Raw genomic sequence first — 26717 nt, forward strand, 5'->3', positions numbered from 1 at the left:
ATCCCGCTTAAACGCCTTGTTATGTAACAATTTTACACGTATTGATAGACATGGTCTGCGTACAAATGACCACCGATTTCATAAGCTTGAGGCACTATCCTATCGAGCACAAAACCCACTTTTGTAAGTACCTTTTCGGAACCAATGTTACCCTCAGTGACAACTGCACTGTATTTATCGATGCCAAACTCTGACATTGAATAATTTATGAGAGCTTGCAGTGACTCTGTACCATACCCGAGTCCATGATATTCGGGCAAAAACATAAACCCAACTTCAGCAACAGAATCGTTAACACAAAAACCTGTTATACCTACTGCTTTGTCCGTTTTGGACTCGACAACAACTAAACATAGCCAATGCTTCGACTTTACAAACCAAGGTGCTAATCGAGATTTAAATTTACTCTCAATTTCTGACTTTGGCAGTTCATCAAAACAAAGTGAAATAACACTAGGATTCGTATGGAGTTGCAGAAATAAAGGCCAGTCATTTTCCGATAATGGCTTCATCCGCAGCCTTTCAGATACTACTTCCATTTAGCTGAACCCTCCTTGTTACATAACGCTGCGTTAAGGGGTGAATGCCGCCTAAACCAACCTTCCGCAGACCACTTTCACCACCAAAAACCACCGCATACCAAAAATGCCACGCGGCATGAATCCCGCTTAAACGCCTTGTTATGTGCTAGTTACACATGACTTCAAAATTCCAGACCTTACGCTTTCTAGTAATTCACGACTGAGAGTCTCTGTATCGTCTGAGTTCCCAATTTGTATGTAAGATGAACTTAAAGAAAACTTGTCTTGATCAGTTGCGACTTCAATTTTGATGATTTTGTAATAAGTGGTAACTTTGTTACCTATTACTAACACTGAACTAAACCGATGATCATCCCTTAAAAAACCCTCTACACAACTACTGGTAATGTTTTTATACATAGTAATGTTCCGGGTATTAGTGTTTATTTCACTATTTACCTCCACTTTACAGCCAAACATCAAAACAGCAGTCAAGCAAAATACAAATTCTTTTTTCAAATATAATCCTCTGAAACTAACTATTTTCAATAAGCACATAACGCCCTGTTAAGTAGTGAGGCATGCACTACAAGAGCTTCCGCACACTACGTAATCACTAAAACCGCTGCAAACCAAAAATGCCACGCATGCCGAATCTGCTTGAACAGTTTGTTAGCTTAAATTTCAGCACCTTAGATTTACTAAGCCCGAGATTAACCTGATTTGGAAAGCCGGCAAACTACCAGAGTTTTAAAACCCGAAATAACTCAAACTTTGTGGCCATTCATTTGCTTTGAAACCAGTAAATTTTTGAGAATTCATCTTCGGAGAACTCAAAGCGAAAGCAAATTTGCCAAAGCGACTTTGCGCCAAACTGGCTAACCTCGCAAAATCCCAAAACTCAATTGAGGCAACAGCTCAAAACTCGCATTGACAAACAATGCTGATTTGCCGAAAAACCTGAACGAACTGCCAAGGGAAGAAAAAACAGGCTACAACCAATTGATTTTCATTGTTTTAAGCTAACGCCCTGCTAAGGGGTGAGCAATGCACTGCAAAAGCTAACGCACACCAACTTAATCACAAAACTCACCGCATGCTGAAAATGCCACGCATTGCGAATCCCGCTTAAGCAGTTTGTTAGCTTAAATTTCAGCACCTTAGATTCACTAAGCCCGAGATTAACCTGATTTGGAAAACCAACAAACCGCTTGAAGCTCAAAACCCGAAAAAACTCAAATTTTGTGGCCTTTCATGTGCTTTGAAAACCAACAAATTTTGATAGATCATTTTCTGAGAACTCAAAGCGAAAGCAAAATTTCCAAAGCGACTTTGCACCAAACGTACTAACCTCGCACAGCCCCAAAACTCAATTGAGGCAATAGCTCGAAACTCGTGTTGGCAAACAATGCTGATTTGCCGAGAAACCGAAACGAGCTGCCAAGGGAAGAAAAAACAGGCTGCAAACAATTGATTTTCATTGCTTTAAGCTAACGCCCGCCTAAGGGGCTGGGAACGCATTAACACAAAACTCAAACACCACAACCGAAATCACTGCGGCTCAATGGGACTGGAAACGCTACGCGTTGACAGTCCCTCTTGAGGCGTTTGTTATGTACGTGCGCTTTGTTCCAGCGAAACAAACAACGGCTTTACAAATTTTGCTTCTTCTTGATAACGATTTCTCGTGTCCCAAAGATCAACTGCATGTTGAATATTAAGCCAAAACTCTGGTGTATTACCTAGTGCCGCTGCTAACTTGATTGCTACCGGAGCTGTTAACACACCACCATTAATCAAATTACTCACCGTATTTCTGTGTACGCCCATCGCTTCAGCGAGCGCTTTTGATGTGATGCCCATTGGTTCAAGAAATTCAACTTTTAACATTTCCCCAACGCTAACTGGACGACGTTTTGTCTTACGCATAGTCGTTACCTCAATACTTATGTGGGTCTAAGTAAGTATTTAGTGCAACACCATCAACCCACTGAAAAATCAAACGATACTGTTTGTTCACTCGAATTGAACACCAACCTTTAAGATTTCCTTCAAGATGTTCAAAACGATTACCCGGTGGAATTCTTAAGTCAGATTCAGCTTGGGCTGCATCTAAGATTTCCAGCTTCCGAAATAGAGCATTCTCTATGCTACTTGGAATTAAACGATGTCGTTTATCATCCTCGTAAAACTGTTCTAACCACTTATCTTTAAATTCTAATGCCATTGCAACTTGCACTGTCTCATTGTGCATCCATAGACAAAGACTAACGCATAATAACACTGTGCACAAGTTTGATTTGTAGGAAGGATTTTAGAAAAGTACATAACGCCGCGTTAAGGGGTGAATGCCGCATAAACCAAGCTTCTGCAAACCACTTTCACCACCAAAATTCACTGCAAACCAAAAATGCCACGCGGCATGAATCCCTCTTAAACGCTTTGTTATGCTTAAGCTTCAATGACTTACGTTTGACCAGAACCAAGATTAACTCGACTTTGATTTACACACAAAAGCCAAAACGTAGAAAACCGAAATGAATCATGGTTTTAATAATCAGACTTGGGATTTTGGCAAATCTAGTTTGGAGTTTAAAAACCTAAAAATGGATTTCTGATTGAGCCAGCCGCCCTAACCTCGCACTTACCCGAAAATTGATTGAGGCAATTCTCTGAATTTCCAGCGCCAAAGAATAAGTGTCCGAAAAACAGCGCTCAAAAAAGCCGGCTTGCCGACAAACACAAAACAGAAAAGCCGAGGGTACAAAGGAAAACCATAAACCACTGATTTTACGTGATTAAGCATAACGCCCAATTAAGGGGTGAACAACGCCTCCACCCAACCTAAAGCATTGTGCCATAAACACTAAATTTGAAGTAGAAGCAAAAATGCCAAGCGTTGTGAATCCCTCTTAAATTGCTTGTTAGTTGCGTTCTGACCACTCCGACCGTAACACACCATATTTGACGGAGTCATAGTATTCACCATTGTAGTAACGAACCTTTCTAAGTCTCGCTTCTTGCTGAAAACCCAGTTTCAAGGCCAAAGACATCATTCGAGGATTACCCGACCAAGTGGTTAAACCAACCCTCTCGATCTCTTTAGTTTCGAACAAGTACGATACCCATAAAGGTAGAGCAAGCGCAGCAATTCCCTTACCCCAATACTGTGCATCGTAAATAACTACACCAGCTTCAAGCCAACGAGTTTCTTCACATTCCCAGTAGCAACTAACCGTTCCAACAGGAATATCGTCAACAGTAATTAATTGTAAGTCTGAGCCAGCGACTAAACGTTGAAATGATGAACTTTCAAACTGTTCTAATGTTGGGTGAGAATATGGAAAATAAGGACCATTGAACTTCATCCATTCATCATTTGAAATAACCAAAGAATGGAGAGATTCCAGTTCGTCTTCCTTGGCTGGTCTAATATCTACTTTCATATCTTCCTCGATACTTCCCGATTCTTTGTAGCAAACTAACGCCGCGTTAAGGGGTGAGTGCCGCATAAACCAACCTTCCGCAAGCCACTTTCACCACCAAAACCAACCGCATACCAAAAATGCCACGCGGCATGAATCCCGCTTAAACGCCTTGTTATGCTTAAGCTTCAATTGGTTACGTTTTTCTGGAAACAAGATTAACTCGACTTTGATTCAGAAACAAAAGCCAAAACGTAGAAAACCGAAATGACTCATAGTTTTGATGATCAGACTCGGGATTTTGGCAAATCTAGTTTGAAGTTTGAAACCTAGAAATGGATTTCTGATTGAGCCAACCGCCCTAACCTCGCACTTGCCCGAAAATTGACTGAGGCAACTCTCAGAATTTTTAGCGCCAAAGAATAAGTGTCCAGAAAACAGCGCTCACTGAAGCCAACTTGCCGACAAACACAAAACTGAAAAGCCGAGGGAGCAAAGAAAAACCATAAACCACTGATTTTACTTGATTAAGCATAACGCCCGGTTAAGGGGCAGCCAACGCCATTACCAAGCTTCCGCATAACACCGTAACCACTAAAACCAACGCATAATAAAAATGCCACGCGTTGGCTGTCCCTCTTGAACCGTTTGTTATGTAACTATCTAACGGCAATAGAGATTTCTACAGAATTAGCACTTTTGTAATACTCAAAGTCTGTTGTATACGCTCGTTCGTGAGGACAGTGTTCAGAAGCAAAATAATTCCAAACCTCATTCCACAAATCGATAACTACTTGTGGCATTTCACCAGTAGCTGAAAAAGTCACGTACTTACCAGAGGAAACATTCGTTTTTACTGATTCTGACAATAATTGTGCTGATAATGTGTCCGAACAAGCGATAACATCGAAAGCACCAGTAAAATCAGATTCATAGTTTGTGTATAAACCATACACTTTTGACTTGTCGGTTAACTTTGGAGCTGCATTTAAGTAAAACTTTTCCCAAAGATTTCCGATTTTTGCAGTCATAGGATTCATTTCATCTGCATTAGTCGTACGAACGACGAACCCCGTAACCTCAAAACCATTAATTTCACTGATGTTCATTTTTTCTCCTAGTTACATAACGCCCGCTTAAGGGGCAGCCAACGCTACTACCAACTTACCGCATAATACCGTAATCACCAAAACCAACGCATAATAAAAATGCCACGCGTTGGCTGTCCCTCTTGAAGCGTTTGTTAGCCCTCTTTGCCCAAGACTGTCGGTAAAATAAACCTTGTATCTTCGTCCCGAGCGAAAAGTTTCTGATTCATTTTTGATTCAGGTAACCGTCTATCTACTGGGACATATTCTTCTTTAAGTGATGATACAAACAACTCGTAGTCTCGATCATCTAAAGCATGACTCATGTTTCTGACCGACGTATGAATCTTATGCAGTTCAGCCTTTACCACTTCTGGAGACAATTTTCCTATATTACTTTCGAGTCTTTCAATTGCGAGTATTACACGACGAATTTTATCTGGTGCAGAATGAATACGCCGCAAGTCAATTATATCTTCTTCATGCATGCCTTTTCGGATTAACTGACTAGCGAAAAGATCTTTTATCAACTTGGCATCTTTTATTATGTAATCAATTCCGCTTCTAAAGCTTCCATAACCACAAATTGCTGCATAGATTGAACCTACGATTAGTAAATTCGCTTTTACACTACCTTCGGACAGTTCGACATAACATTTTACTTCTGAGCCATAGATGTCTCTAGCATTAGATTGTACTAAGTCAGCCAAATACTCTTTCGTCAAACGCTCGTCAATACATGAGTAGTCAAAGTCTATAGTTATAGATATTCCAGCTAATAAGGACACAATTTCTCCAATTTACTCTTGAGGGCTAACGCCGCATTAAGGTGTGAGCAACGCTACCACGAAACTTAACCAAACCACCGTAAACACAAAACCCAACGCTGGAATGAAAAATGCCAAGCGTTGGGAATCACTCTTAAATGCTTTGTTATATTTTTTGGGCTAATGAACTTTCTGTTTTAAAGAACTCAAAGAAATCAAATAGTTCTTCTGGCGGAATTTGTTCATTATGAGAAAGAGTACGTTTAACATACTTTTCAGCATACATTTCTGGTTTGTCTCCTCGAAATGCCTTAAATAAGAATATTTCTTTGTCGGAATAAGTAAATGGAACCATATGTGACTTAATGATATTTTTGAAATAAGGAGATATAGGCTCCTTGTCAACTAAATCAATGATTTTTTTCATATACTTGTCAAGATCACCATGATACTTGCTCGCCTCACGATCTATGCCAACTATACTAAAATGACCATGATTAATATATGATGATTTATAATGTTTTTCATGCAACTTTGCATCAGATTCATTATCAGCAACACCTAAAATTACATAACAATCACCAACCTTTGTATTAGTCATTGCTACAAGTGTTTTTATTATTCGAGAAAGGGTCTTAGCTTGAAAATCACCAGAACCATCAACAATTTTGTTCAAACCCATCTTGAAATCATAACAAACTTGCTCAGTTTGTGATTCATTAAGAATATTTTCTAGATTCTCGACCCAGTTACTAAGGTTTCTATCAACTCCAGACCGTGCAGAAAAGTGTTCTTTAATAACACCAAATATTGCATTAGATAGTTTCTCTCTCGTCTTACTATTCCACGCTTTATCATTGTCGATTGCTGTTAGATGGCTATCATAAATATTATTCAAAGAATTACATAGATTTTTATAGTTCCCAACTTTCAAGTTTGACTCGATAATTGCTTTATAAAAAGCAATAAATACAACTTGAAATACTAATTTTATTTTCGTCGCTTTTCCTGAATAAGCCAGTTTGCTAAAACTGCTATCGCAATAGTCTAATACTTTAGACAACTCATCAAACACTATGCAAAAATGTTTATATACCGTGTCGTAGCCTTGCTTATTTATTTTTCTTTGCAGGTCTTTGCTTTCATCGCTGTTAGAGTCATAAATAGCATCTAGATATCCCGAAGTCGTCACAGCACCATCTTTTGATGCTATGTACGCAAGAAGGTGAGCAACTAACTCTTCATCTCTCGACTTCCTAACATTTTCGTATGTAATAATTGAATGCTTAACCCAAAAAATATTTTCTAATTTTATACCATAAGAAAGTCCTTTATTACTCAGGCTAATATTTTTCATATTTGACAAGTCTAATATACTTGTCCTTGAACTATCTTTACGTATATATATCGCAGCATCCCTAATTATGTCAGGAATTATACCAAGTGAACCTGCTTGGCGAACATCTTGGAGTGATAGCGTTCTACCTCCGGTATTTATACGACGGAAGCTTTCATCTATTTTTTTAGGTTCATTGGTATCACAAACAGAGAAAGGCACTGGATAGTCAAGGACTAAACTGCAGCTATCTAAATCTAGCATTGGACTATTTTGTTTGAGTTTACCTGCATCTAGTTTTCGTTTTGTTTGAGCAACAGCTGATAAGTTGAAATACTTTCCATTTACTGGAAATTCTCCCTCAATAAATGAGGTTATTGCATTCAACCTTTGCATACCATCAAGGATCTCAGATGCATTTGTACCATCTGATTTTCTGTGTGAAGCAGTTATTATCATTGGTATAGGAAAGCTATTCATCAAAGAATCTATAAACTTTTCTTTTTCTTCAATACTCCAGACCAACTTACGTTGATAACGTCGATTTATTACAAAGTTACCAGCTAAGTATTGCGTATAGATATTTTGGACTGTGATGCCCTTAATACTTAAATTACCCTGCATTTTTATCACCACTTGCTTACACAATAATCATATCCGCTCATAATACAGCATTGCATACCATATGTGCAATGTTGATTAAGAATGTAACGCCGCGTTAAGGGGCGCAGGCACGCAATACAAAAGTCACCGCATGACGCCTTAACCACTAAACAAACTGCAAACCGAAAATGCCACGCGTGCCAAGTCCCTCTTTAACGCTTTGTTATGTGCAAAGTTCAGACAACTTCCTGATTTCTTTTACTTCATGACTACCCTGAGCAACCTTGCCCATAGGATTAAACCAAATAGCTTGGATGCCGACTGTGACTGCTGGCTCAATATCTTTGTCGTATGAGTCACCGACCATAACCACCGATTTAGGCTCTACGTTTAATGTGCTGATAATTCGATTGAAGAATTCCGGAGCACCTTTGCCAATACCAAGGTTAGATTTGCAAAAGTAGCCTGAGATAAAAGGAGATAAACCTACTCGGTCGAAAGCCAATTTTATATCACTTTCTGTTGAATCAGCGGCATTCGTAGCGACATAGATTTGATGTTGTGTCGACAGTGCTTCTAGGGTTTGCAGTGCACCGTTTACAGCTTGGATATTTTCCCAATCACACATTTTCCCTGTTTGATCTGGGAAATCGATCATTAGTGTATCGCCCCAATCGAATAAGTACACTTTGGTCATTTTGCCTCCTTGCACATAACGCCCGCCTAAGGGGCTGGCAACGCAAACCACCAAACTCAAACACAACAACTGCAACCACCGCGGCTCATTGGGACTGGAAACGCCACGCGTTGACAGTCCCTCTTGAGGCGTTTGTTATGAGGAAATTTGAAGCGACAAAGAATAGAAACATTCATCACTATCAATGAGCTGATAACCAAGCGATTTGTAAAATCTTACCGCGGCCTCATTTCGGATAAAGCTGGATAACGTCACCCGGTTTCTCCCCTCAGCATCCGCACGACTATGGACATAATTCATTATCTTTTGCCCAAATTTTTGGTTCTGAAACTCGGGAAAAACAACCAGTAGATGAACATGAATTGCATTGTCATAAGGTTTGAAACACAACATGCCAATTCGCTGACCTCCTTGTTCTACCCAGTGAAACCAACTAGGGTCATAGTCTCTTTTTAGACGGTTGCGTTGAAAGTCATCATCCCAACCAAAAACGGCATCAACATGTGAATAAATGCCCTGCTTTACAACAGAAAAAAGACTATCGAATTCTTCACTTTCTATTGGTCGTAATTTGATATCCATATTCCTCATAACGCCGCGTTAAGGGGCGCAGGCACGCAATACAAAAGCTACCGCATAGTGCCGTAACCACTAAACCCAACGCAAACTGAAAATGCCACGCGTGCCAAGTCCCTCTTTAACGCTTTGTTATGCTTAAGCTTCAATGGCTTACGTTTTACCCAAACCAAGATTAACTCAGCTTTGATTCACAAACAAAAACCAAAACATAGAAAACAGAAATGACTCATAATTTTGAAAATCAGACTTTGAACTTTGGCTGTCAAAACTCAAAAACCTAAGATCAAATTGCTGATTGAGCCAACCGCCCTAACCTCGCGTTTGCCCGAAAATTGACTGAGGCAATTCTCCGAGTTTCCAGCGCCAAAGAATAGGTGTCCGGAAAACAGCGCCCAATAAAGCCAACTTGCCGACAAACTCGAAACCAACCAGCCGAGGGAACAAAGAAAAACCATAAACCACTGTTTTAAAATGATTAAGCATAACGCCCTGTTAAGGTGTGAGCAACGCAATACCGATGCTGCCGCATACCACCTTAAACACCAAACGCAACGCATAGTAAAAATGCCACGCGTTGCGAATCACTCTTAAACAGTTTGTTATAAGCGTGGTTTGAGCATGTGCACGAACTGTTCGTCCTGCCCTGTAACCTCAAAGCCAAACCTTTTGTAAAGTTGCCCTACTCGGTTTCCTTGTAAGTAGCAAAGCTTTATCGGTAACGACTTTTGTTCAGCAAGCTCAATGACAGCTTTTAATACTTGGCTACCAATTCCTTTACCCTGATGTTCTGGTAATAGGAAAAAGCGACCAAAGTACAGATTCTCAGAATGGTACTGCACCAAGTAACTGCCCACGGCGACTCCATCGACTTCGATGATGGTTGGCTTTTCTTCGACCCACTCATTGTGATGAATTTCTCTTTGAACACTTTCGTCCCAACCAAATACAGCTTTGATTGGTTCAAATTCTGCTGATTTCTTAAGTTCGAATAGGAACTCATAGTCACTATTTTCAGCTTTACGGGTTTCGTACACCTAACTCTCCAAACCTACAATTACGGATAGCTTATAACGCTGCGTTAAGGGGTGAATGCCGCCTAAACCAGCTTTCCGCAGAACACTTTCACCACCAAAACTCACCGCAAACTAAAAATGCCACGCGGCATGAATCCCGCTTAAACGCCTTGTTATGCTTAAGCTTCAATGACTTACGTTTTACTAAAAACAAGATTAACTCGACTTTGATTCACAAACAAAAGCCAAAAACCAAAAAACTGAAATGACTCATGATTTTGAAAATCAGACTTTGAAATTTGGCAGCTAAAACGAAAAAACCTAAGATCAAATCTCTGATTGAGCCAACCGCCCTAACCTCGCGCTTGCCCGAAAATTGAATGATGCAACTCTCTGATTTTCTAGCGCCAAAGAATAAGTGTCCGCAAAACAGCGCTCAAAAAAGCCAACTTGCCGACGAGCACGAAACTCACAAGCCAAGGGAATAAAGAACAATCATAAACCACTGATTTTGGGTGATTAAGCATAACGCCCGCTTAAGGGGCAGCCAACGCTACTACCAACTTTCCGCATCACACCGTAATCACAAAAACCAACGCATAGTAAAAATGCCACGCGTTGGCTGTCCCTCTTGAAGCGTTTGTTAGTTGCCCTACCCCAACACCAGTGCTAACATTTGTACACACAACAAAGGAGCTCACCATGGATACTAGAATTCAATTTCGTGTAGACGAAGAAACAAAACGTTTAGCTCAACAAATGGCTGAAAGCCAAGGTCGAACTCTTAGCGATGCTTGCCGTGAACTCACTGAACAATTGGCTGAGCAGCAACGCAAGGCATTATCTCACGATGCATGGCTAACTGAACAAGTGAATCAAGCATTTGAGAAGTTCGACTCAGGAAAAGCAGTATTCATTGAACATGACATAGCCAAAGCACGAATGGCTGAACGTAAAGCTAAAATCCGAAATCGAGGCCACGCATGATTTTCTGGGAAGAAGCATCTCTCAATGATCGTGAGAAAATTTTCAAATTTCTTTACGACTTTAACCCAGCAGCCGCTGAAAAAACGGATGAGCTCATAGAAGCCAAAGTTGAAAATTTGCTTGAGCAACCACTAATGGGTGTTCAGCGTGATGGCATTAGAGGCAGATTGCTTATTATCCCTGAGATATCAATGATTGTTTCGTATTGGGTTGATGGTTCTAAAATTCGAATAATGCGTGTACTACATCAGAAACAAAAATTTCCAAACGACTGATTTGTTGCTGACTGGCAACTAACGCCCTGCTAAGGGGTGAGCAATGCACTGCTAAAGCTACCGCACACCACCTTAATCACGAAACCCACAGCATGCCGAAAATGCCACGCATTGCGAATCCCTCTTAAGCAGTTTGTTAGCTATTTTTTACAACAATCGTATTCGCAGCTAAATCACCTATTCTCTGACGCTTTCTAGAAAGAATAAAAATAGCATCAATTAATCCTATTAATGGATTGAGAATATTTCGAATAAAAGACTGCCATAGGGAACAGTATTCACCAGATTCTTTATCAATTACCGACATCCCTAGCATTAATTTTCCGACACTTTGACCTCGTGGTAATGCGTCTGAAAAAATCAAATAGATTGCTGAAACCAAAATTGATATAAAATCAGTTTGCTCCCTAGATGAGCCCATTTCATTTAACAGAAACATTAACAATAACAATAACAATAATAACCAAGAAATTATCAGATCTAAGAACTGACCGCAATAACGTCTTCCAGGACTTGCCAAGGGTTTATTTAACCTGCTCTGTTCTGGGCTAACATATTTGGTACACTCAATAATTTCAGAAGACTCACAAACATCTAAGTCAATATCGCTGAATTTGGGTTCTATTCTCACTTCGATGAAGCTCCATGTTTTTATTAAAATAGCTAACGCCGCGTTAAGGGGTGAATGCCGCATAAACCAAGCTTCCGCACGCCACTTTCACCACAAAAATCTCCGCATACCAAAAATGCCACGCGGCATGAATCCCGCTTAAACGCTTTGTTATGTAACAATTTTACGCGTATTGATAGACATGGTCTGCGTACAAATTACCACCGATTTCATAAGCTTGAGGCACTATCCTATCGAGTACAAAACCCACTTTTGTAAGTACCTTTTCGGAACCAATGTTACCCTCAGTGACAACTGCACTGTATTTATCGATGCCAAACTCTGACATTGAATAATTTATGAGAGCTTGCAGTGACTCTGTACCATACCCGAGTCCATGATATTCGGGCAAAAACATAAACCCAACTTCAGCAACAGAATCGTTAACACAAAAACCTGTTATACCTACTGCTTTATCCGTTTTGGACTCGACAACAACTAAACATAGCCAATGCTTCGACTTTACAAACCATGGTACTAATCGAGATTTAAACTTACTCTCAATTTCTGACTTTGGCAGTTCATCGAAACAAAGTGAAATAACACTAGGATTCGTATGGAGTTGCAGAAATAAAGGCCAGTCATTTTCCGATAATGGCTTCATCCGCAGCCTTTCAGATACTACTTCCATTTAGCTGAACTCTCCTTGTTACATAACGCCCTGCTAAGGGGTGAGCAATGCACTGCAAAAGCTACCGCACACCAACTTAATCACAAAACTCACCGCATGCTGAAAATGCCACGCATTGCGAATCCCGCTTAAGCAGCTTGTTAGGCAAAAGCTGAGCATGCCAATAAGCAATTATAAAACGGGTTCAATAACTAACTGCTTTTCTGAATTAGGGCTTGAGAATTCGATATCCGCATTATCTCCTGCCTCGATGCTAAATTCTGCGCCAGGTTTAAGATGGAAAGTAACAACCGCATGATCCACCTTAACCGTTAAATCGCCGGAATTCATGCTCACATTCTTGAATTTTTTACTCATAAAATTTCCTTTTTCTATCGTTATCATGTATTGCCTAACGCCCTGCTAAGGGGTGAGCAATGCACTGCAAAAGCTACCGCACGCCAACTCAATCACAAAACTCACCGCATGCTGAAAATGCCACGCATTGCGAATCCCGCTTAAGCAGTTTGTTAGCTTAAATTTCAGCACCTTAGATTTACTAAGCCCGAGATTAACCTGATTTGGGAAGCCGGCAAACTGCCTAAGTTTTAAAACCCGAAATGACTCAAACTTTGTGGCCGTTCACTTGCTTTGTAGTGGTCAAGTAAAACTGGCCACGGGTTTATAGTTAAGCCAGTATCTTCGCTCTGACTCGTTTGGACTCAAGCCACCGTTGTAATGGTGTGGCCTGACGTTGCTGTAATACCCCAGGATATAGTGGGTGATTGCCAGCTTGGCCTCGGCAAAGTTCCGATAGCCTGTTTCCGGTATCCATTCCGTTTTCAAACTCCTGAAAAATCGCTCCATTGGGCTGTTGTCCCAGCAATTCCCGCGGCGACTCAGGCTTTGGGTTATCTGGTAACGCCACAGCAATTGCCGGAAGGAGCGACTGGTATAGTGACTGCCCTGGTCACTGTGGAACATCACGCCTTTAGGCCTGCCTCGTTGCTCAAATGCCATGTTCAACGCCTGCTTGGTCAACTCGCTGTCCGGTGAGTGCGACATCGCCCAGCCCACGGGTTTACGGGCAAATAAATCCATTACCACGGCCAAATAGGCCCAGCGAGTACCTGTCCAGACATAGGTCACATCGCCGCACCACACTTGGTTAGGTGCCACCACGTCAAACTGGCGGTTCAACCGATTCGGGATGTCGACATGCTCCTGATTGGCTTTCTTATAAGCATGCTTCGGCAATTGGCAACTGACCAATTCCAGCGTCTTCATTAACCGTCCTGCACGGTAGCGGCTTAATGCAAAACCCCGGGCAGTAGCGATATCGGCGATGGTTCTTGCCCCGGCGGAGCCATTGCTCTCACGGTGGATTTGCCGGATTGTGCTGTGTAAACGCACCGCCTTTGGGCATATCCGCTTATCCCGGCTTAACCAATACCTGTAGCTGCTGCGCTGGACATCAAACACCTTGCACAGCCAGACGACCGGGTACTTTTCCCGGTGGCTCTTGTTGAGTTTCTCGATTAGCGAGAAGTGTTCATGGAGTCCGACATCAACAGAGCTGTAGCCTTTTTTAGGACTTCCTTTTCCAATTCCAGCCGTTCAATGCGCTTCTTTAATTCGCGGATTTCAACCTGCTCTGGGGTCATGGGCGAGGCCTTGGGAGACTTGCCTGAACGCTCTTCTCGCAGTTGACTGACCCATTTGCCAATCGTGGAATAGCCCACCCCCATTGCCTGGGCGGCCTCCTTCTGGGAGTAGCCTTGATCAACCACCAGTTGAGCCGTTTCCAGACGGAACTCAGGGCTAAAATTCGGTCCTTTTTTCTTTGCCATTTCGTCACCTACTGCTGCTACGGGTGTAATCATAACAGCTCTAATCAGGTGGCCAAATTCACTATGCCACTACACATACCCAAAATGCCACGCATTGCGAATCCCGCTTAAGCAATTTGTTAGCTTAAATTTTAGCACCTTAGATTGACCAAACCCGAGACTAACCCAGTATGGAAAAACGACAAACCACCTGAGTTTTAAAACCCGAAATGACTCAAACTTTGTGGCCGTTCACTTGCTTTGAAACCAGTAGATTTTTGAGAATTCATCTTTGGAGAACTCAAAGCGAAAGCAAAACTTCCAAAGCGACTTTGCGCCAAACTGGCTAACCTCGCGCAAGCCCAAAACTCAATTGAGGCAACAGCTCAAAAATCGCGTTGGCAAACAATGCTGATTTGCCGATAAACCAAAACGAATGGCCAAGGGAAGAAATAAAAACCTCAACCAATTGATTTTTATTGTTTTAAGCTAACGCCCGCCTAAGGGGCTGGCAACGCATAACATAAAACTCAAACACAACAGCCGAAACCACCGCGGCTCAATGGGACTGGAAACGCCGCGCGTTGACAGTCCCTCTTGAGGCGTTTGTTAGCTTCGTAGCCTATTGTTTCACAATGGCTTTTAACACATTTACTTGAAAGGCATTTTACGCAAAAGCATCACACAAACACACGTCCAACGCCAAAAGCTGTGAGGTTGGCTGCCAAAACTCAAAACGATCAAGGTTAAGTTGGCCACGGTTAAGACTCCGCGACAAAGAAAACCAGATCACAGCGATGATGCAGCCTTTTATGAAACCAAACTTTCTGTGTGGAACATCCTACAACATTGAAGCTTCGAGGTTTGATGATTTTCAGCGACTTTGAAACCACTGAACTTTCAACACGTTCGACCAAATCAGTATCAAGAAAATACGCAAAAGCCAACTTGTGCAATTTGAATGCTAAAAGTTGATTTTTCAGAACGATTGAGTTTGGATTTTGATGATTCCAGCCTTTAAGAAGCTAACGCCGCGTTAAGGGGTGCAGGCACGCACTACAAAAGCTACCGCACAGCACCTTAATCACTGAACCCAACGCAAACCGAAAATGCCACGCGTGCCAAATCCCACTTAAACGCTTTGTTATGCTTAAGCTTCAATAGGTTACGATTAACTAGAACCAAGATTAACTCGACTTCGATTCAGAAACAAAAGCCAAAACGTAGAAAACAGAAATGACTCATAATTTTGAAAATCAGACTTTGAACTTTGGCAGTCAAAACTCAAAAACCTAAGATCAAATTTCTGATTGAGCCAACCGCCATAACCTCGCGCTTGCCCGAAAATTGACTGAGGCAACTCTCAGAATTTTTAGCGCCAAAGAATAAGTGTCCAGAAAACAGCGCCCACTGAAGCCAACTTGCCGACAAACACAAAACTGAAAAGCCGAGGGAGCAAAGAAAAACCATAAACCACTGATTTTACTTGATTAAGCATAACGCCGCGTTAAGGGGTGAATGCCGCACAAACCAACTTCCCGCAAGCCATTTTCACCACCAAAATCACCGCAAACCAAAAATGCCACGCGGCATGAATCCCTCTTAAACGCCTTGTTATGTGATTGTTGCGTAAGAATTACAAGCTCTACACGCGTACAATGATATGCACCCCGTAAACTATAATAAAATGGACATTACATGAAAGCCCTCATTTATGAAACGCTTGTAAACCTTGCAAACCAAGACCCAGAACAACATGCAACCATAAGACAAAACCTTTATGAACAGTTGGACTTGCCTTTTGATAAACAACTGGCTTTGTATGCAGGTGCTCTCGGGCCAGCCAGCTCAGGAAAATTAGAAAACCACGAAGCTATCAGCAATGCTGTAGATAGCGTTGTTCAATTATTAGAAATTCCTGAACACTGATCCTTACCACGTCCATAACGGCTCTTATCCCCAAGAGCCGTTTTAGCGATAGTCACATAACGCCCTGCTAAGGGGTGAGCAATGCACTACGAAAGCTACCGCACACCGCCTTAATCACGAAAACCCAACGCATGCTGAAAATGCCACGCATTGCGAATCCCTCTTAAGCAGTTTGTTATGTATCACCTACGATACCAGACTTTCTCTGGCTTTTGGCCTAATTGCCAATCAATATAGTCTTGTGGTGGTCGATCTATATCGATGATATGTTCTAGGCCAAAAGGAATTTCCACACCAAAACCCAGATATACACTTTCTTCATTCGGTTCAACGCAACAAGGTTGGAAATCCAGTATGCCGATAAACTTATCGCCGACAATTTCAGATACGATTAAGTACCCTCGCTCAGATTCAATGTGAATTTCACCAGCTTCATCTTCACACTCGATTTCCAAAATTACTTTAGCAGCATCCCCAACTTTCAAGGCTTTCCTATCGTTTAAGGAAGGAATCCAAAAAGTATCAGGATGATCTCTATGGCATGCTTCTCCGTTTCGAAGCTGCCAGAAATCGTCTTTAAAGCTAGCTAATTCCATAAATCCTCATGTGATACATAACGCCGCGTTAAGGGGCGCAGGCACGCAATACAAAAGCTACCGCACAGTGCCGTAACCACTAAACCCAACGCAAACTGAAAATGCCACGCGTGCCAAGTCCCTCTTTAACGCTTTGTTATGCTTAAGCTTCAATGGCTTACGTTTTACCCAAGCCAAGGTTAACTCGACTTTGGTTCACAAACAAAAACCAAAACGTAGAAAACAGAAATGACTCATAATTTTGAAAATCAGACTTTGAACTTTGGCAGTCAAAACTCAAAAACCTAAGATCAAATTTCCGATTGAGCCAGCCGCCCTCACCTAGCGCTTGCCCGAAAATTAACTGAGGCAACTCTTAGAATTTTTAGCGCCAAAGAATAAGTGTCCAGAAAACAGCGCCCACTGAAGCTAACTTGCCGACAAACTCGAAACCAACCAGCCGAGGGAGCAAAGAAAAGCCATAAACCACTGTTTTGAAATGATTAAGCATAACGCCGCGTTAAGGGGCAGCCAACGCCACTACCAACTTAACGCATAACACCGGAACCACAAAAACCAACGCACATTAAAAATGCCACGCGTTGGCTGTCCCTCTTGAACGCTTTGTTATACGAAATTACGACTTGAACCCCAAAGCTGCATCGATAAGTTTTACCATTAGTTCCTTTGATACACCATTAGCATCTCGCTCTGGCATATATTCAACAAACTCAGCGCCAATGAACTTGTCGCTTGAGGCAATCGAGTGAACCAAATAGAGGGACTCTCTTGCAGTTAACCCGCCGACATTCGGCGTAGCACATGCGCGGAATAGAGAACCATCTAAAACATCGTAATCGAATGACAAATAAATGCCGTCATACTCATTCTCTAACTTTTCCATTAAAGTCCGAACTACAACATTAACCCCTTGCTGTTCAATACACATCATGTCGATATTGGTCATGTTGAGCTTTTTTATAAGCTGATGTTCACATTGCATTAAATCTCGGACACCTACATAAAAAACATCTTGAGGCTGTAAAGCTATCTCCTGAGGAATTGACCAACCGTTATGAACATATTGATTCATCAATAATGCCAGCGGCTTACCGTGCAAATTACTGTCGAGTGTATTATTGCAATCCGCATGAGCATCAACCCAAACAATCGCAATTTTGTTACCTTTGCCCTTTTGATAATGACCAAGGACTGCTTGAACGGTTCCAACCGCTATCGAATGGTCGCCACCAATTGTTATGGGGATCCGATTATTCGAATAACTTTCCAGCACCTTTCTTTTTAGGTAATGCGCATACATTCGTAATGCTTCATCTTTGCTACCACAGGAAATCAAAGAATAAACCTCATCGGAGATTTCAACATCACCTTGGTCAATGATATCAGCACCCCACCTATCATTTCTGACTTGGATCCAATCAGTGAGGCCTACCCATGACATTTCATCCATTCGTCGCAAACCATCAACTGTATTTTCTTGAGTTGTCACAAAACCCAGTTGATTAAAAGGTGCTCCAATTATGTCGAAATGTCTTTTCATGTGTACTCCTGTACTTATTTAATTTCGTATAACGCCCGCCTAAGGGGCTGGCAACGCATGCCACTAAACTCAAACACAACAACTGCAACCACCGCGGCTCAATGGGACTGGAAACGCCACGCGTTGACAGTCCCTCTTGAGGCGTTTGTTATGTGTGTTGCTTAAATTGGGCTATATGACGTTTATACTTTCTCTCACGCCACTGCCAAATCACTAAACTGAGAGCAATGGAACCAACCGCAGCCCAACAGCCACTCAATAATATTTCAGTGGTTTGCACCCAACTCCAAGCTGTTTCAGACACAAATATAGGTTCAATACTTCGTCCGATCATCACGCCTAATATAGCGGGAAGCGAAGTGAGTACAACAAACCTAAGAATTCCCTTTTTCCTCTCTAGTTTCCAATTCGAGAATTCAATATCTGGATCTTTCATTATCTCCTCCATAAGACATTCGCCATAAACACATAACGCCGCGTTAAGGGGTGCAGGCACACAATACAAAAGCTACCGCACAGCGCCTTAAACACTGGACCCAACGCATACTAAAAATGCCACGCGTGCCAAATCCCTCTTAAACGCTTTGTTATACCGTTACTTACAGCTAATCCAATACCTGGCTAAAGGATTTGGAAACACCTTACCCATTACGATTTTCTCAAACTGACCACCGTTGGCTTCAATGACTTTTCTTGAGGCGTTATTATCCTCGTCAGCAGTGACTAATGCTTGGTCAATGCCTAACTCTTTGGCCTTAGGTAGAACCAGTTTTAGCATTAATTTCCCTTTACCTTCGCCACGAGATGAAGGAGCAATATCATAACCAATATGCCCAGCCTCTAAAGAGAGGAACTCATTTTCAATATTATGGCGAACTCGAATAGCACCTAGAATAGTTTTGTCTGTGTTTACTAGCCAGAAATGACTACATGGTACATAGCCTTCAGGTAAGTTGACTCCCTTCGCTTCATCCAACAAGCGCTGAACATACCTTGGAAAATCAGATTTACCTTCATAGTAATATTCTGCATTTTCGGCATCATTTTTAGCAAAGTCATCATAGAAACTAGAAAATGCAGACTCAAACTCTAGTGATGGTACAACTAACTCCATGTTACTTTCTCCAGTAAGGTATAACGCCCTGCTAAGGGGTGAGCAATGCACTGCAAAAGCTACCGCACACCAACTTAGTCACAAAACTCACCGCATGCTAAAAATGCCACGCATTGCGAATCCCGCTTAAGCAGTTTGTTAGCTTAAATTTCAGCATCTTAGATTTACCAAACCCGAGACTAACCCAGCTTGGTAAAACGACAAACCACCTGAGTTTTAAAAACCGAAATGACTCAAACTTTGTGACCTTTCATGCGATTTGAAAAACCGAAAATTTTGAGCAATCACTTTCGGAAAACTCAAAGCGAAAGCAAAGCTTCCAAAGCGACTTTGCGCCAACCTGGCTAACCTCGAGCAACCCAAAAACTCAATTGAGGCAACAGTTCGAAACTCGCGTTGGCAAAAAATGCTGATTTGCCGAGAAACCGAAACGAGCTTGTAGTGGCATAGTGAATTTGGCCACCTGATTAGAGCTGTTATGATTACACCCGTAGCAGCAGTAGGTGACGAAATGGCAAAGAAAAAAGGACCGAATTTTAGCCCTGAGTTCCGTCTGGAAACGGCTCAACTGGTGGTTGATCAAGGCTACTCCCAGAAGGAGGCCGCCCAGGCAATGGGGGTGGGCTATTCCACGATTGGCAAATGGGTCAGTCAACTGCGAGAAGAGCGTTCAGGCAAGTCTCCCAAGGCCTCGCCCATGACCCCAGAGCAGGTTGAAATCCGCGAATTAAAGAAGCGCATTGAACGGCTGGAATTGGAAAAGGAAGTCCTAAAAAAGGCTACAGCTCTGTTGATGTCGGACTCCATGAACACTTCTCGCTAATCGAGAAACTCAACAAGAGCCACCGGGAAAAGTACCCGGTCGTCTGGCTGTGCAAGGTGTTTGATGTCCAGCGCAGCAGCTACAGGTATTGGTTAAGCCGGGATAAGCGGATATGCCCAAAGGCGGTGCGTTTACACAGCACAATCCGGCAAATCCACCGTGAGAGCAATGGCTCCGCCGGGGCAAGAACCATCGCCGATATCGCTACTGCCCGGGGTTTTGCATTAAGCCGCTACCGTGCAGGACGGTTAATGAAGACGCTGGAATTGGTCAGTTGCCAATTGCCGAAGCATGCTTATAAGAAAGCCAATCAGGAGCATGTCGACATCCCGAATCGGTTGAACCGCCAGTTTGACGTGGTGGCACCTAACCAAGTGTGGTGCGGCGATGTGACCTATGTCTGGACAGGTACTCGCTGGGCCTATTTGGCCGTGGTAATGGATTTATTTGCCCGTAAACCCGTGGGCTGGGCGATGTCGCACTCACCGGACAGCGAGTTGACCAAGCAGGCGTTGAACATGGCATTTGAGCAACGAGGCAGGCCTAAAGGCGTGATGTTCCACAGTGACCAGGGCAGTCACTATACCAGTCGCTCCTTCCGGCAATTGCTGTGGCGTTACCAGATAACCCAAAGCCTGAGTCGCCGCGGGAATTGCTGGGACAACAGCCCAATGGAGCGATTTTTCAGGAGTTTGAAAACGGAATGGATACCGGAAACAGGCTATCGGAACTTTGCCGAGGCCAAGCTGGCAATCACCCACTATATCCTGGGGTATTACAGCAACGTCAGGCCACACCATTACAACGGTGGCTTGAGTCCAAACGAGTCAGAGCGAAGATACTGGCTTAACTATAAACCCGTGGCCAGTTTTACTTGACCACTACAGCTGCCAAGGGAAGAAAAAACAGGCTGCAAACAATTGATTTTTATTGTTTTAAGCTAACGCCGCATTAAGGTGTGAGCAACGCTACTACGAAACTTAACCTTACCACCGTAAACACTGAACCCAACGACGGAATGAAAAATGCCAAGCGTTGGGAATCACTCTTAAATGCTTTGTTAGAATTTTATTCCACGGGCTTGTTTATAATTTGACCCATCAAAAACCGCCCCATCAAGAATAGCATCGTCGAAGTTTGCACCTGCTAATTTAGCTGACTTGAAAATAGCATTAGTTAAATTTGCACCAGAGAAGTTTGCCTTATCGAGTTTTGCTCCAGTAAAATCAGCACCCTCCAAATTTGCCCCAGTAAAACGAGCAAGCATCGCTTTACTGGCTCTAAAGTTAGTTTTTTTAAGCAAGCATTTATTGAAATTAGCTTGGAATAATTCTTTTTTATGAAAGTCCTTTCCAGATAAATCTTGGCACGCAAAATTTTCAGGCTTGATTTCTTTTGCCTTTCGTTTGTCTTTTTCTTTAGGCTGTAGCTGCCCTTTTTGCAACACACTGATTCTTTTACCACGTTCAGCGACAATAGATTCAAGCTCTATGACTTGTTCGATGTGCCAATACAAAACATTAAAAGCATCAGTATCTGATTCAGATAATCGTTCTAAAATTTTACTCACTTGAAGAAAATCACCTGAAAGTGATTTACCTTTCTTTTCACTGTATAAATCAGAATAACGACTCAGTGCCTGTCTGATTTTTTGTTCTTTCGATTTGGCCATTATTTCCTCCAAAATTCTAACGCCGCATTAAGGTGTGAGCAACGCTACCACGAAACTTAACAATGACACTGTAAACACGAGACCCAACGATGGAATGAAAAGTGCCAAGCGTTGGGAATCACTCTTAAATGCTTTGTTATAAGCCTAGCCTCTGTACAAAGTGACTATGTTTTGCTCTATAAAATCGATCACATCACCTCTTCTTAAACCATCAGCTTCAATGCGAGGGTCCGGGCCAATTTCAGTGACTTCACCTTCAAACGAGTCGTCTAATACATTAATTATTCGGACTTTAACTTCAATATCTCCAGCCTTAAGCTTAGCGTGCTCACCAACTTCTATGTCACTATCCATATCAACTGGAACTGTTCCAAAGTAAGTTAATGGCCCACCAACATCATCCCATTCCATTTGTATTTCCTTACAGTTATATATTTATTCATTTAAAAACCCATTCAGGTTACAACACCCAAAACTGTAATTCCGAGATCGTACTCACTTCCGACGGAATCAAGGCTAGGGACATACTTACTGGAAGTCACTTTAAAAAGTTAGCACTAAGCTATTGTAGAAATTGGCTTATAACGCCGCGTTAAGGGGTGAATGCCGCCTAAACCAACTTTCCGCAGACCACTTTCACCACCAAAACCACCGCAAACCAAAAATGCCACGCGGCATGAATCCCTCTTAAACGCTTTGTTATGCAAATGTTCTAACGGCAAAACGTATCTATATACAAAGCCTCAACCTTGTCTCTCGCCCACTGTGTGCGACGCAAAAACTTGAGAGAAGATTTGATTGATGGATTGCTGTAAAAACAGTTAATTTGAATTTCTCTGTCTAACCCTTCCCAACCATAGTGCTCTTGTAAGCGAACAAGGATTTTCTCTAACGTTAATCCATGTAAAGGGTTGTTTGGCTGATCTTGGCTCATTGCTTTGGTCCTAATAATACCGCTTAGTTTGGACGCAGTTTACCAGAATGCTTTGGCCAGTTAGCCAATTTATTTACATCTATAGCCTAAGACATAAGCATTGAGAAATGGGCTGATTTGAATATTTGCATAACGCCGCGTTAAGGGGTGCAGGCACGCACTACAAAAGCTACCGCACAGCGACTTAATCACCAAACCCAACGCAAACTGAAAATGCCACGCGTGCCAAATCCCACTTAAACGCTTTGTTATGCTTAAGCTTCAATGGGTTACGTTTTTCTGAAAACAAGATTAACTCGACTTTGATTCAGAAACAAAAGCCAAAACGTAGAAAACCGAAATGAATCATAGTTTTAATAATCAGACTTCGGATTTTGGCAAAACTGGCTTGGAGTTAAAAAACTAAAAATGGATTTCTGATTGAGCCAGCCGCACTAACCTCGCGCTTGCCCGTGAATAGAATGAGGTAACACTCAGAATTTTCAGCGCCAAAGAATTGATGTCCGAAAAACAGCGCTCAAAACAGCCAACTTGCCGACAAACACCAAACTGAAAAGCTGAGGGAGCAAAGAAAAACCATAAACCACTGACTTTTGGTGATTAAGCATAACGCCGCGTTAAGGGGTGAGTGCCGCATAAGCCAGCTTTCCGCAGACCAATTTCACCACAAAAATCGCTGCATACCAAAAATGCCACGCGGCACGAATCCCTCTTTAACGCCTTGTTATGTGATTGTTACGTTAGCATTACTGCCGCTTGACGAGTACAATCTTATGCACCCCGTTAACTATAATAAAATGGACATCACATGAAAGCCCTGATTTATGAAACTCTTGTAAGCCTTGCAAATCAAGACCCCGAACAACATGCGAAAATTCGGCAAAATCTTTACGAGCAGTTGGATTTACCCTTTGATAAACAGCTCGCTTTGTATGCTCGAGTACTTGGACCTGCCAGTTCAGGCAAGCTGGAAACTGAACAAGCAATGAGTAACGCCGTCGAAAGTGCTATTCACTTGCTAGAAACTCCTGAGCATTGAGTCGAGTTACAAATTATAACGGCCCACAACGCCAAAGGGCCGTTTTAGTTTTCTAATCACATAACGCCCAATTAAGGTGTGAAGCACGTTAGCGCGACTCTCAATTTGAGCGCCGTAATCACTAAAATTGACCCAAACCAAAAATGCCACGCGTGCTGAATCACTCTTAAATTGTTTGTTATATCGCTACTCACCATTAGCTTGAACATTCATTAACTGCTCATTAAGTTGACGTATACGAAACTCAGCCTCCAAGGCATTGAAATTTAAAGCATCCAGGGAAGGGAAAGCTACTTTATTATCTATGAATGCCATTTTTTCTTCCTCTGAAAACTTTACTGGCGATTTTGAATCTAAGACTCGGATGGCCCATGACCGAACAGCTTTATCTTCTTTTGTCATTTCTTTTTGGTTTCCATTAGATAATATATTAATCGCTATCTTCACATATTCCGAATCGACTTTTGTTGTTTCAATTGACGTCGATACAATAGAGCTTGATATCATTAAAGCTATTGGAACCCCCAAGCCAGATACCCATGCTATTAATTTCTCGTGTTTTGACAACCCCTGATTCATTTATTTCTCCGTGCGATATAACGCTGCGTTAAGGGGCACAGGCACGCAATACAAACGTGACCGCATCACACCTTAACCACTAAACTTACCGCAAACTGAAAATGCCACGCGTGCCAAGTCCCTCTTTAACGCTTTGTTAGGCAAATTAGTACGATGCGCCATTGATATTTCTCACTGCAATACCTGACAATACTTCTGCTTCAGCCATTCGCATGTTTACGGCCAAGATTTTATCCAGACATTTGGCTGTAGTTACATAATGAGTAATGCAACCACAAACTGAACACCGATGAAATTCGACTTCTTTGTCACCCCAACAGTAGATATCTGTTGGTTTTGTCATGGTGACTTCGACTTGTTCCGGAGAAAAATACGCCCAAGAAGCAGCATAACGTCGACAAATTGAACAATTACACTCACCAACTTCTGTTGGAATTTCACTCAAAATAAGAGTTACATTTTCACAATGGCATGTCAGTTTCATCTTAAACTCCTTGGATTTGCCTAACGCTGCGTTAAGGGGTGAATGCCGCCTAAACCAAGTTTCCGCACACCACTTTCACCACCAAAACTCATTGCAAACCAAAAATGCCACGCGGCATGAATCCCTCTTAAACGCTTTGTTAGCTGGTAATTTCACTGAAAATTTCGACCCACTGTTTCGGATTAGCCGTGATAAAAACAAACGTTGAATCATTTGATAAAGTGATTCGAATTGCCTCAGTTGTGATCGGAATGATTCCACCACCCTTACCCACATCTTGAATCACTGACTTTATTTCATCACGCTTGATATGGTAGGGACCGAGGCCAAGCTGCTCGTTAAATGGGACAAAAACAACCTCTGTATCCGTCAACGACAGCTTACCGTCCGCCTTTGCCACACCTATTTGTACCGTTGCAAATGATGACTTTATTGGTTCTTTAAACATAGACAATCCTTTTTCTGATGAATATTCCACTTACCAGCTAACGCCCTGCTAAGGGGTGAGCAATGCACTACAAAAGCTACTGTACACCACCTTAATCACGAAACTCACCGCATACTGAAAATGCCACGCATTGCGAATCCCGCTTAAGCAGTTTGTTAGGCTTATTATTTGCCGTTTATCTGCTTCGCAAAATTAGCGTGGAACCTGATTAGCTCGACACCATCTATTGCTTTTATACATGCATTATTTCCCTCTGCAGTGCAGAAAGGTGGATACGCAAATAATAGTTGACCAACCTTTAAATCCAAGTCATTTGGAATGCTCAACCTTTCAATTGGGTCCTCGTCAACCCAAGCCAAAAACTGTTCCCAAGTACAACTAAATTCATCAATATCACCAGTTTCGGCATTCAATTTAACTACCAAATTATCTCGAATAAAAAACTGGTCACCAAAGCAATCCTGAGCAATAGGAAAATCACTTGCTTTAACTTCTCGATATAAGTTGTGGAAAGCCAACTCACCATCTAAAAAAGTATTAACATTTAACAATCGCTCTTGTGCATCATTAGAGCGGATTTGTAGACCGCCTGAATATAATATTTTCATAGTTTCTCGCTCTATAAGCCTAACGCCGCGTTAAGAACCTCGAATTTCAGGCAACAAGTAAATCAAATGAACATAACCGGTATCTGGCTCGGGCGAAAAAGAACGAAACTCTAACTGCCCTGCCAGTTGTCCATCCAACCAAATATGGATGTAAAACCAACCTGCTTCAGATTGCCTTTCTTGGATTCGTTCTCGATAACCAGCTATGAAATCATCAAAACCCGAGTAGGTTTCGAAGCTGCAATAGTAAGCGTCCTTTCGAGCGGCTACGCAAAAATCATAATCTTGCGCCAAATTGATCACTTTAAACTCTACTTTCATCCCTAATCCTAAAGTGAATAGCGCCTAACGCCCTGTTAAGTAGTGAGGCATGCACTACAAGAGTCTCCGCAACACTACGTAATCACTAAAACCAATGCAAACCAAAAATGCCACGCATGCCGAATCTGCTTGAACAGTTTGTTAGCTTAAATTTCAGCACCTTAAATTTAACAAACCTGAGATTAACCCGATTTGGAAAACCAACAAACCACCTGAGATTTAAAACCCGA

Annotated in this window: 31 protein-coding genes and 1 pseudogene; 5 read left to right on the forward strand and 27 right to left on the reverse strand. The window is 42.0% G+C overall.

Going from position 1 to position 26717, the window contains the following annotated elements:
- Nucleotides 1–32 precede the first annotated feature (32 nt).
- The 10 genes from EWA64_RS02115 to EWA64_RS02180 form a co-directional block, all read right to left on the reverse strand.
- A complete protein-coding gene (locus tag EWA64_RS02115; protein WP_005525500.1) occupies nt 33–539 on the reverse strand; it encodes a GNAT family N-acetyltransferase in 507 nt (168 codons plus the stop codon).
- Between the two features lie 1593 nt (nt 540–2132).
- Nucleotides 2133–2450: a HigA family addiction module antitoxin gene (locus EWA64_RS02125; RefSeq protein WP_001232701.1), complete on the reverse strand. Its 318-nt coding sequence runs from the start codon at nt 2448–2450 to the stop codon at nt 2133–2135.
- Nucleotides 2451–2460: 10 nt separating this feature from the next.
- Nucleotides 2461–2748, reverse strand: a complete 288-nt coding sequence (locus EWA64_RS02130; RefSeq protein WP_001162670.1) for a type II toxin-antitoxin system RelE/ParE family toxin — start codon at nt 2746–2748, stop codon at nt 2461–2463.
- 697 nt (nt 2749–3445) lie between these two features.
- Nucleotides 3446–3967: a GNAT family N-acetyltransferase gene (locus tag EWA64_RS02140; protein ID WP_061893183.1), complete on the reverse strand. Its 522-nt coding sequence runs from the start codon at nt 3965–3967 to the stop codon at nt 3446–3448.
- 638 nt (nt 3968–4605) lie between these two features.
- On the reverse strand, nt 4606–5055 hold the full coding sequence (locus tag EWA64_RS02150) for a GyrI-like domain-containing protein (RefSeq protein ID WP_061893179.1): 450 nt from the start codon (nt 5053–5055) through the stop codon (nt 4606–4608).
- A 134-nt stretch (nt 5056–5189) separates the two neighbouring features.
- Nucleotides 5190–5822 carry a hypothetical protein gene (locus EWA64_RS02155; protein ID WP_061893180.1) on the reverse strand — a complete coding sequence of 211 codons (633 nt, stop codon included), beginning with the start codon at nt 5820–5822 and terminating at the stop codon, nt 5190–5192.
- A 145-nt stretch (nt 5823–5967) separates the two neighbouring features.
- Nucleotides 5968–7761, reverse strand: a complete 1794-nt coding sequence (locus tag EWA64_RS02160; protein WP_061893181.1) for a DUF262 domain-containing protein — start codon at nt 7759–7761, stop codon at nt 5968–5970.
- A 202-nt stretch (nt 7762–7963) separates the two neighbouring features.
- Entirely contained in the window at nt 7964–8437 is a 474-nt protein-coding gene (locus EWA64_RS02165; RefSeq protein ID WP_061893182.1) for an HAD family hydrolase, read from the reverse strand.
- Nucleotides 8438–8572: 135 nt separating this feature from the next.
- Nucleotides 8573–9028, reverse strand: coding sequence for a GNAT family N-acetyltransferase (locus tag EWA64_RS02170; RefSeq protein ID WP_001245329.1), 456 nt, complete (start codon nt 9026–9028; stop codon nt 8573–8575).
- Nucleotides 9029–9615: 587 nt separating this feature from the next.
- Complete coding sequence (locus EWA64_RS02180) at nt 9616–10050, reverse strand: GNAT family N-acetyltransferase (protein WP_009696110.1); 435 nt, start codon at nt 10048–10050, stop codon at nt 9616–9618.
- A gap of 681 nt (nt 10051–10731) precedes the next feature.
- Between EWA64_RS02180 and EWA64_RS02190 the strand changes: the two genes are divergently transcribed.
- Entirely contained in the window at nt 10732–11016 is a 285-nt protein-coding gene (locus EWA64_RS02190; RefSeq protein WP_000381183.1) for a type II toxin-antitoxin system RelB/DinJ family antitoxin, read from the forward strand.
- Nucleotides 11013–11291 (forward strand): type II toxin-antitoxin system RelE/ParE family toxin, encoded by a 279-nt coding sequence (locus EWA64_RS02195; protein WP_061895451.1) that lies wholly within the window; start codon nt 11013–11015, stop codon nt 11289–11291. Before EWA64_RS02190 ends, EWA64_RS02195 begins: the two co-directional genes overlap by 4 nt.
- A gap of 136 nt (nt 11292–11427) precedes the next feature.
- Here EWA64_RS02195 and EWA64_RS02200 read toward each other — a convergent pair whose 3' ends face one another.
- The 5 genes from EWA64_RS02200 to EWA64_RS02225 all read right to left on the reverse strand — a co-directional run bounded on the left by EWA64_RS02200 (nt 11428) and on the right by EWA64_RS02225 (nt 15214).
- Complete coding sequence (locus EWA64_RS02200; RefSeq protein WP_369435809.1) at nt 11428–11922, reverse strand: RDD family protein; 495 nt, start codon at nt 11920–11922, stop codon at nt 11428–11430.
- A gap of 163 nt (nt 11923–12085) precedes the next feature.
- Nucleotides 12086–12592: a GNAT family N-acetyltransferase gene (locus tag EWA64_RS02210; protein ID WP_369435810.1), complete on the reverse strand. Its 507-nt coding sequence runs from the start codon at nt 12590–12592 to the stop codon at nt 12086–12088.
- A gap of 171 nt (nt 12593–12763) precedes the next feature.
- Nucleotides 12764–12949 (reverse strand): hypothetical protein, encoded by a 186-nt coding sequence (locus tag EWA64_RS02215; protein WP_369435811.1) that lies wholly within the window; start codon nt 12947–12949, stop codon nt 12764–12766.
- Between the two features lie 282 nt (nt 12950–13231).
- Nucleotides 13232–14421 (reverse strand): IS3 family transposase gene (locus EWA64_RS02220; protein WP_439655067.1). Its coding sequence is split into 2 segments (ribosomal slippage): nt 13232–14154 and nt 14154–14421, totalling 1191 coding nucleotides; the frame shifts between segments, so codons are not numbered across the junction.
- A gap of 646 nt (nt 14422–15067) precedes the next feature.
- Nucleotides 15068–15214 (reverse strand): DUF645 family protein, encoded by a 147-nt coding sequence (locus EWA64_RS02225; RefSeq protein ID WP_342341462.1) that lies wholly within the window; start codon nt 15212–15214, stop codon nt 15068–15070.
- An 884-nt stretch (nt 15215–16098) separates the two neighbouring features.
- On the opposite strand from EWA64_RS02225, the gene EWA64_RS02235 reads away from it, so the two are divergent.
- The gene (locus EWA64_RS02235; protein WP_011150352.1) at nt 16099–16329 is read left to right on the forward strand and encodes a PAS factor family protein; all 231 of its coding nucleotides are present in this window, start codon (nt 16099–16101) and stop codon (nt 16327–16329) included.
- Between the two features lie 182 nt (nt 16330–16511).
- On the opposite strand, the gene EWA64_RS02240 is transcribed toward EWA64_RS02235, so the two are convergent.
- From EWA64_RS02240 to EWA64_RS02255, 4 genes are all read right to left on the reverse strand, one after another.
- A complete protein-coding gene (locus EWA64_RS02240) occupies nt 16512–16925 on the reverse strand; it encodes a hypothetical protein (protein ID WP_038939646.1) in 414 nt (137 codons plus the stop codon).
- A 616-nt stretch (nt 16926–17541) separates the two neighbouring features.
- Nucleotides 17542–18465, reverse strand: a complete 924-nt coding sequence (locus tag EWA64_RS02245; protein WP_061893437.1) for an arginase family protein — start codon at nt 18463–18465, stop codon at nt 17542–17544.
- A gap of 148 nt (nt 18466–18613) precedes the next feature.
- A complete protein-coding gene (locus EWA64_RS02250) occupies nt 18614–18901 on the reverse strand; it encodes a hypothetical protein (RefSeq protein WP_055032887.1) in 288 nt (95 codons plus the stop codon).
- 159 nt (nt 18902–19060) lie between these two features.
- Nucleotides 19061–19579: a GNAT family N-acetyltransferase gene (locus tag EWA64_RS02255; RefSeq protein ID WP_061893438.1), complete on the reverse strand. Its 519-nt coding sequence runs from the start codon at nt 19577–19579 to the stop codon at nt 19061–19063.
- Between the two features lie 511 nt (nt 19580–20090).
- Here EWA64_RS02255 and EWA64_RS02260 point away from each other — a divergent pair.
- Nucleotides 20091–21280 (forward strand): IS3 family transposase gene (locus EWA64_RS02260; protein ID WP_439655067.1). Its coding sequence is split into 2 segments (ribosomal slippage): nt 20091–20358 and nt 20358–21280, totalling 1191 coding nucleotides; the frame shifts between segments, so codons are not numbered across the junction.
- A gap of 182 nt (nt 21281–21462) precedes the next feature.
- Here the strand turns inward: EWA64_RS02260 and EWA64_RS02265 are convergent.
- From EWA64_RS02265 to EWA64_RS02280, 3 genes are all read right to left on the reverse strand, one after another.
- On the reverse strand, nt 21463–22074 hold the full coding sequence (locus tag EWA64_RS02265) for a pentapeptide repeat-containing protein (RefSeq protein ID WP_061893146.1): 612 nt from the start codon (nt 22072–22074) through the stop codon (nt 21463–21465).
- Nucleotides 22075–22218: 144 nt separating this feature from the next.
- Nucleotides 22219–22485 (reverse strand): hypothetical protein, encoded by a 267-nt coding sequence (locus EWA64_RS02270; RefSeq protein WP_061893145.1) that lies wholly within the window; start codon nt 22483–22485, stop codon nt 22219–22221.
- 301 nt (nt 22486–22786) lie between these two features.
- Nucleotides 22787–23008, reverse strand: a complete 222-nt coding sequence (locus tag EWA64_RS02280) for a VF530 family protein (RefSeq protein WP_017420735.1) — start codon at nt 23006–23008, stop codon at nt 22787–22789.
- Between the two features lie 808 nt (nt 23009–23816).
- On the opposite strand from EWA64_RS02280, the gene EWA64_RS02290 reads away from it, so the two are divergent.
- Nucleotides 23817–24047, forward strand: coding sequence for a PAS factor family protein (locus tag EWA64_RS02290; protein WP_061895182.1), 231 nt, complete (start codon nt 23817–23819; stop codon nt 24045–24047).
- A gap of 186 nt (nt 24048–24233) precedes the next feature.
- Here the strand turns inward: EWA64_RS02290 and EWA64_RS02295 are convergent, their stop codons facing one another.
- The 5 genes and pseudogenes from EWA64_RS02295 to EWA64_RS02320 form a co-directional block, all read right to left on the reverse strand.
- Entirely contained in the window at nt 24234–24626 is a 393-nt protein-coding gene (locus EWA64_RS02295) for a hypothetical protein (protein ID WP_061895181.1), read from the reverse strand.
- 145 nt (nt 24627–24771) lie between these two features.
- A complete protein-coding gene (locus EWA64_RS02300; RefSeq protein ID WP_039465016.1) occupies nt 24772–25110 on the reverse strand; it encodes a GFA family protein in 339 nt (112 codons plus the stop codon).
- 139 nt (nt 25111–25249) lie between these two features.
- Entirely contained in the window at nt 25250–25558 is a 309-nt protein-coding gene (locus tag EWA64_RS02310; protein WP_017428770.1) for a hypothetical protein, read from the reverse strand.
- Nucleotides 25559–25722: 164 nt separating this feature from the next.
- Nucleotides 25723–26166 carry a hypothetical protein gene (locus tag EWA64_RS02315; protein ID WP_061893796.1) on the reverse strand — a complete coding sequence of 148 codons (444 nt, stop codon included), beginning with the start codon at nt 26164–26166 and terminating at the stop codon, nt 25723–25725.
- 33 nt (nt 26167–26199) lie between these two features.
- A pseudogene (locus EWA64_RS02320) lies at nt 26200–26487 on the reverse strand (GNAT family N-acetyltransferase); the annotation flags it as partial.
- Nucleotides 26488–26717: the final 230 nt, after the last annotated feature.

The sequence above is a fragment of the Vibrio cidicii genome, assembly GCF_009665415.1.
Classification (GTDB): Bacteria; Pseudomonadota; Gammaproteobacteria; order Enterobacterales; family Vibrionaceae; genus Vibrio; species Vibrio cidicii.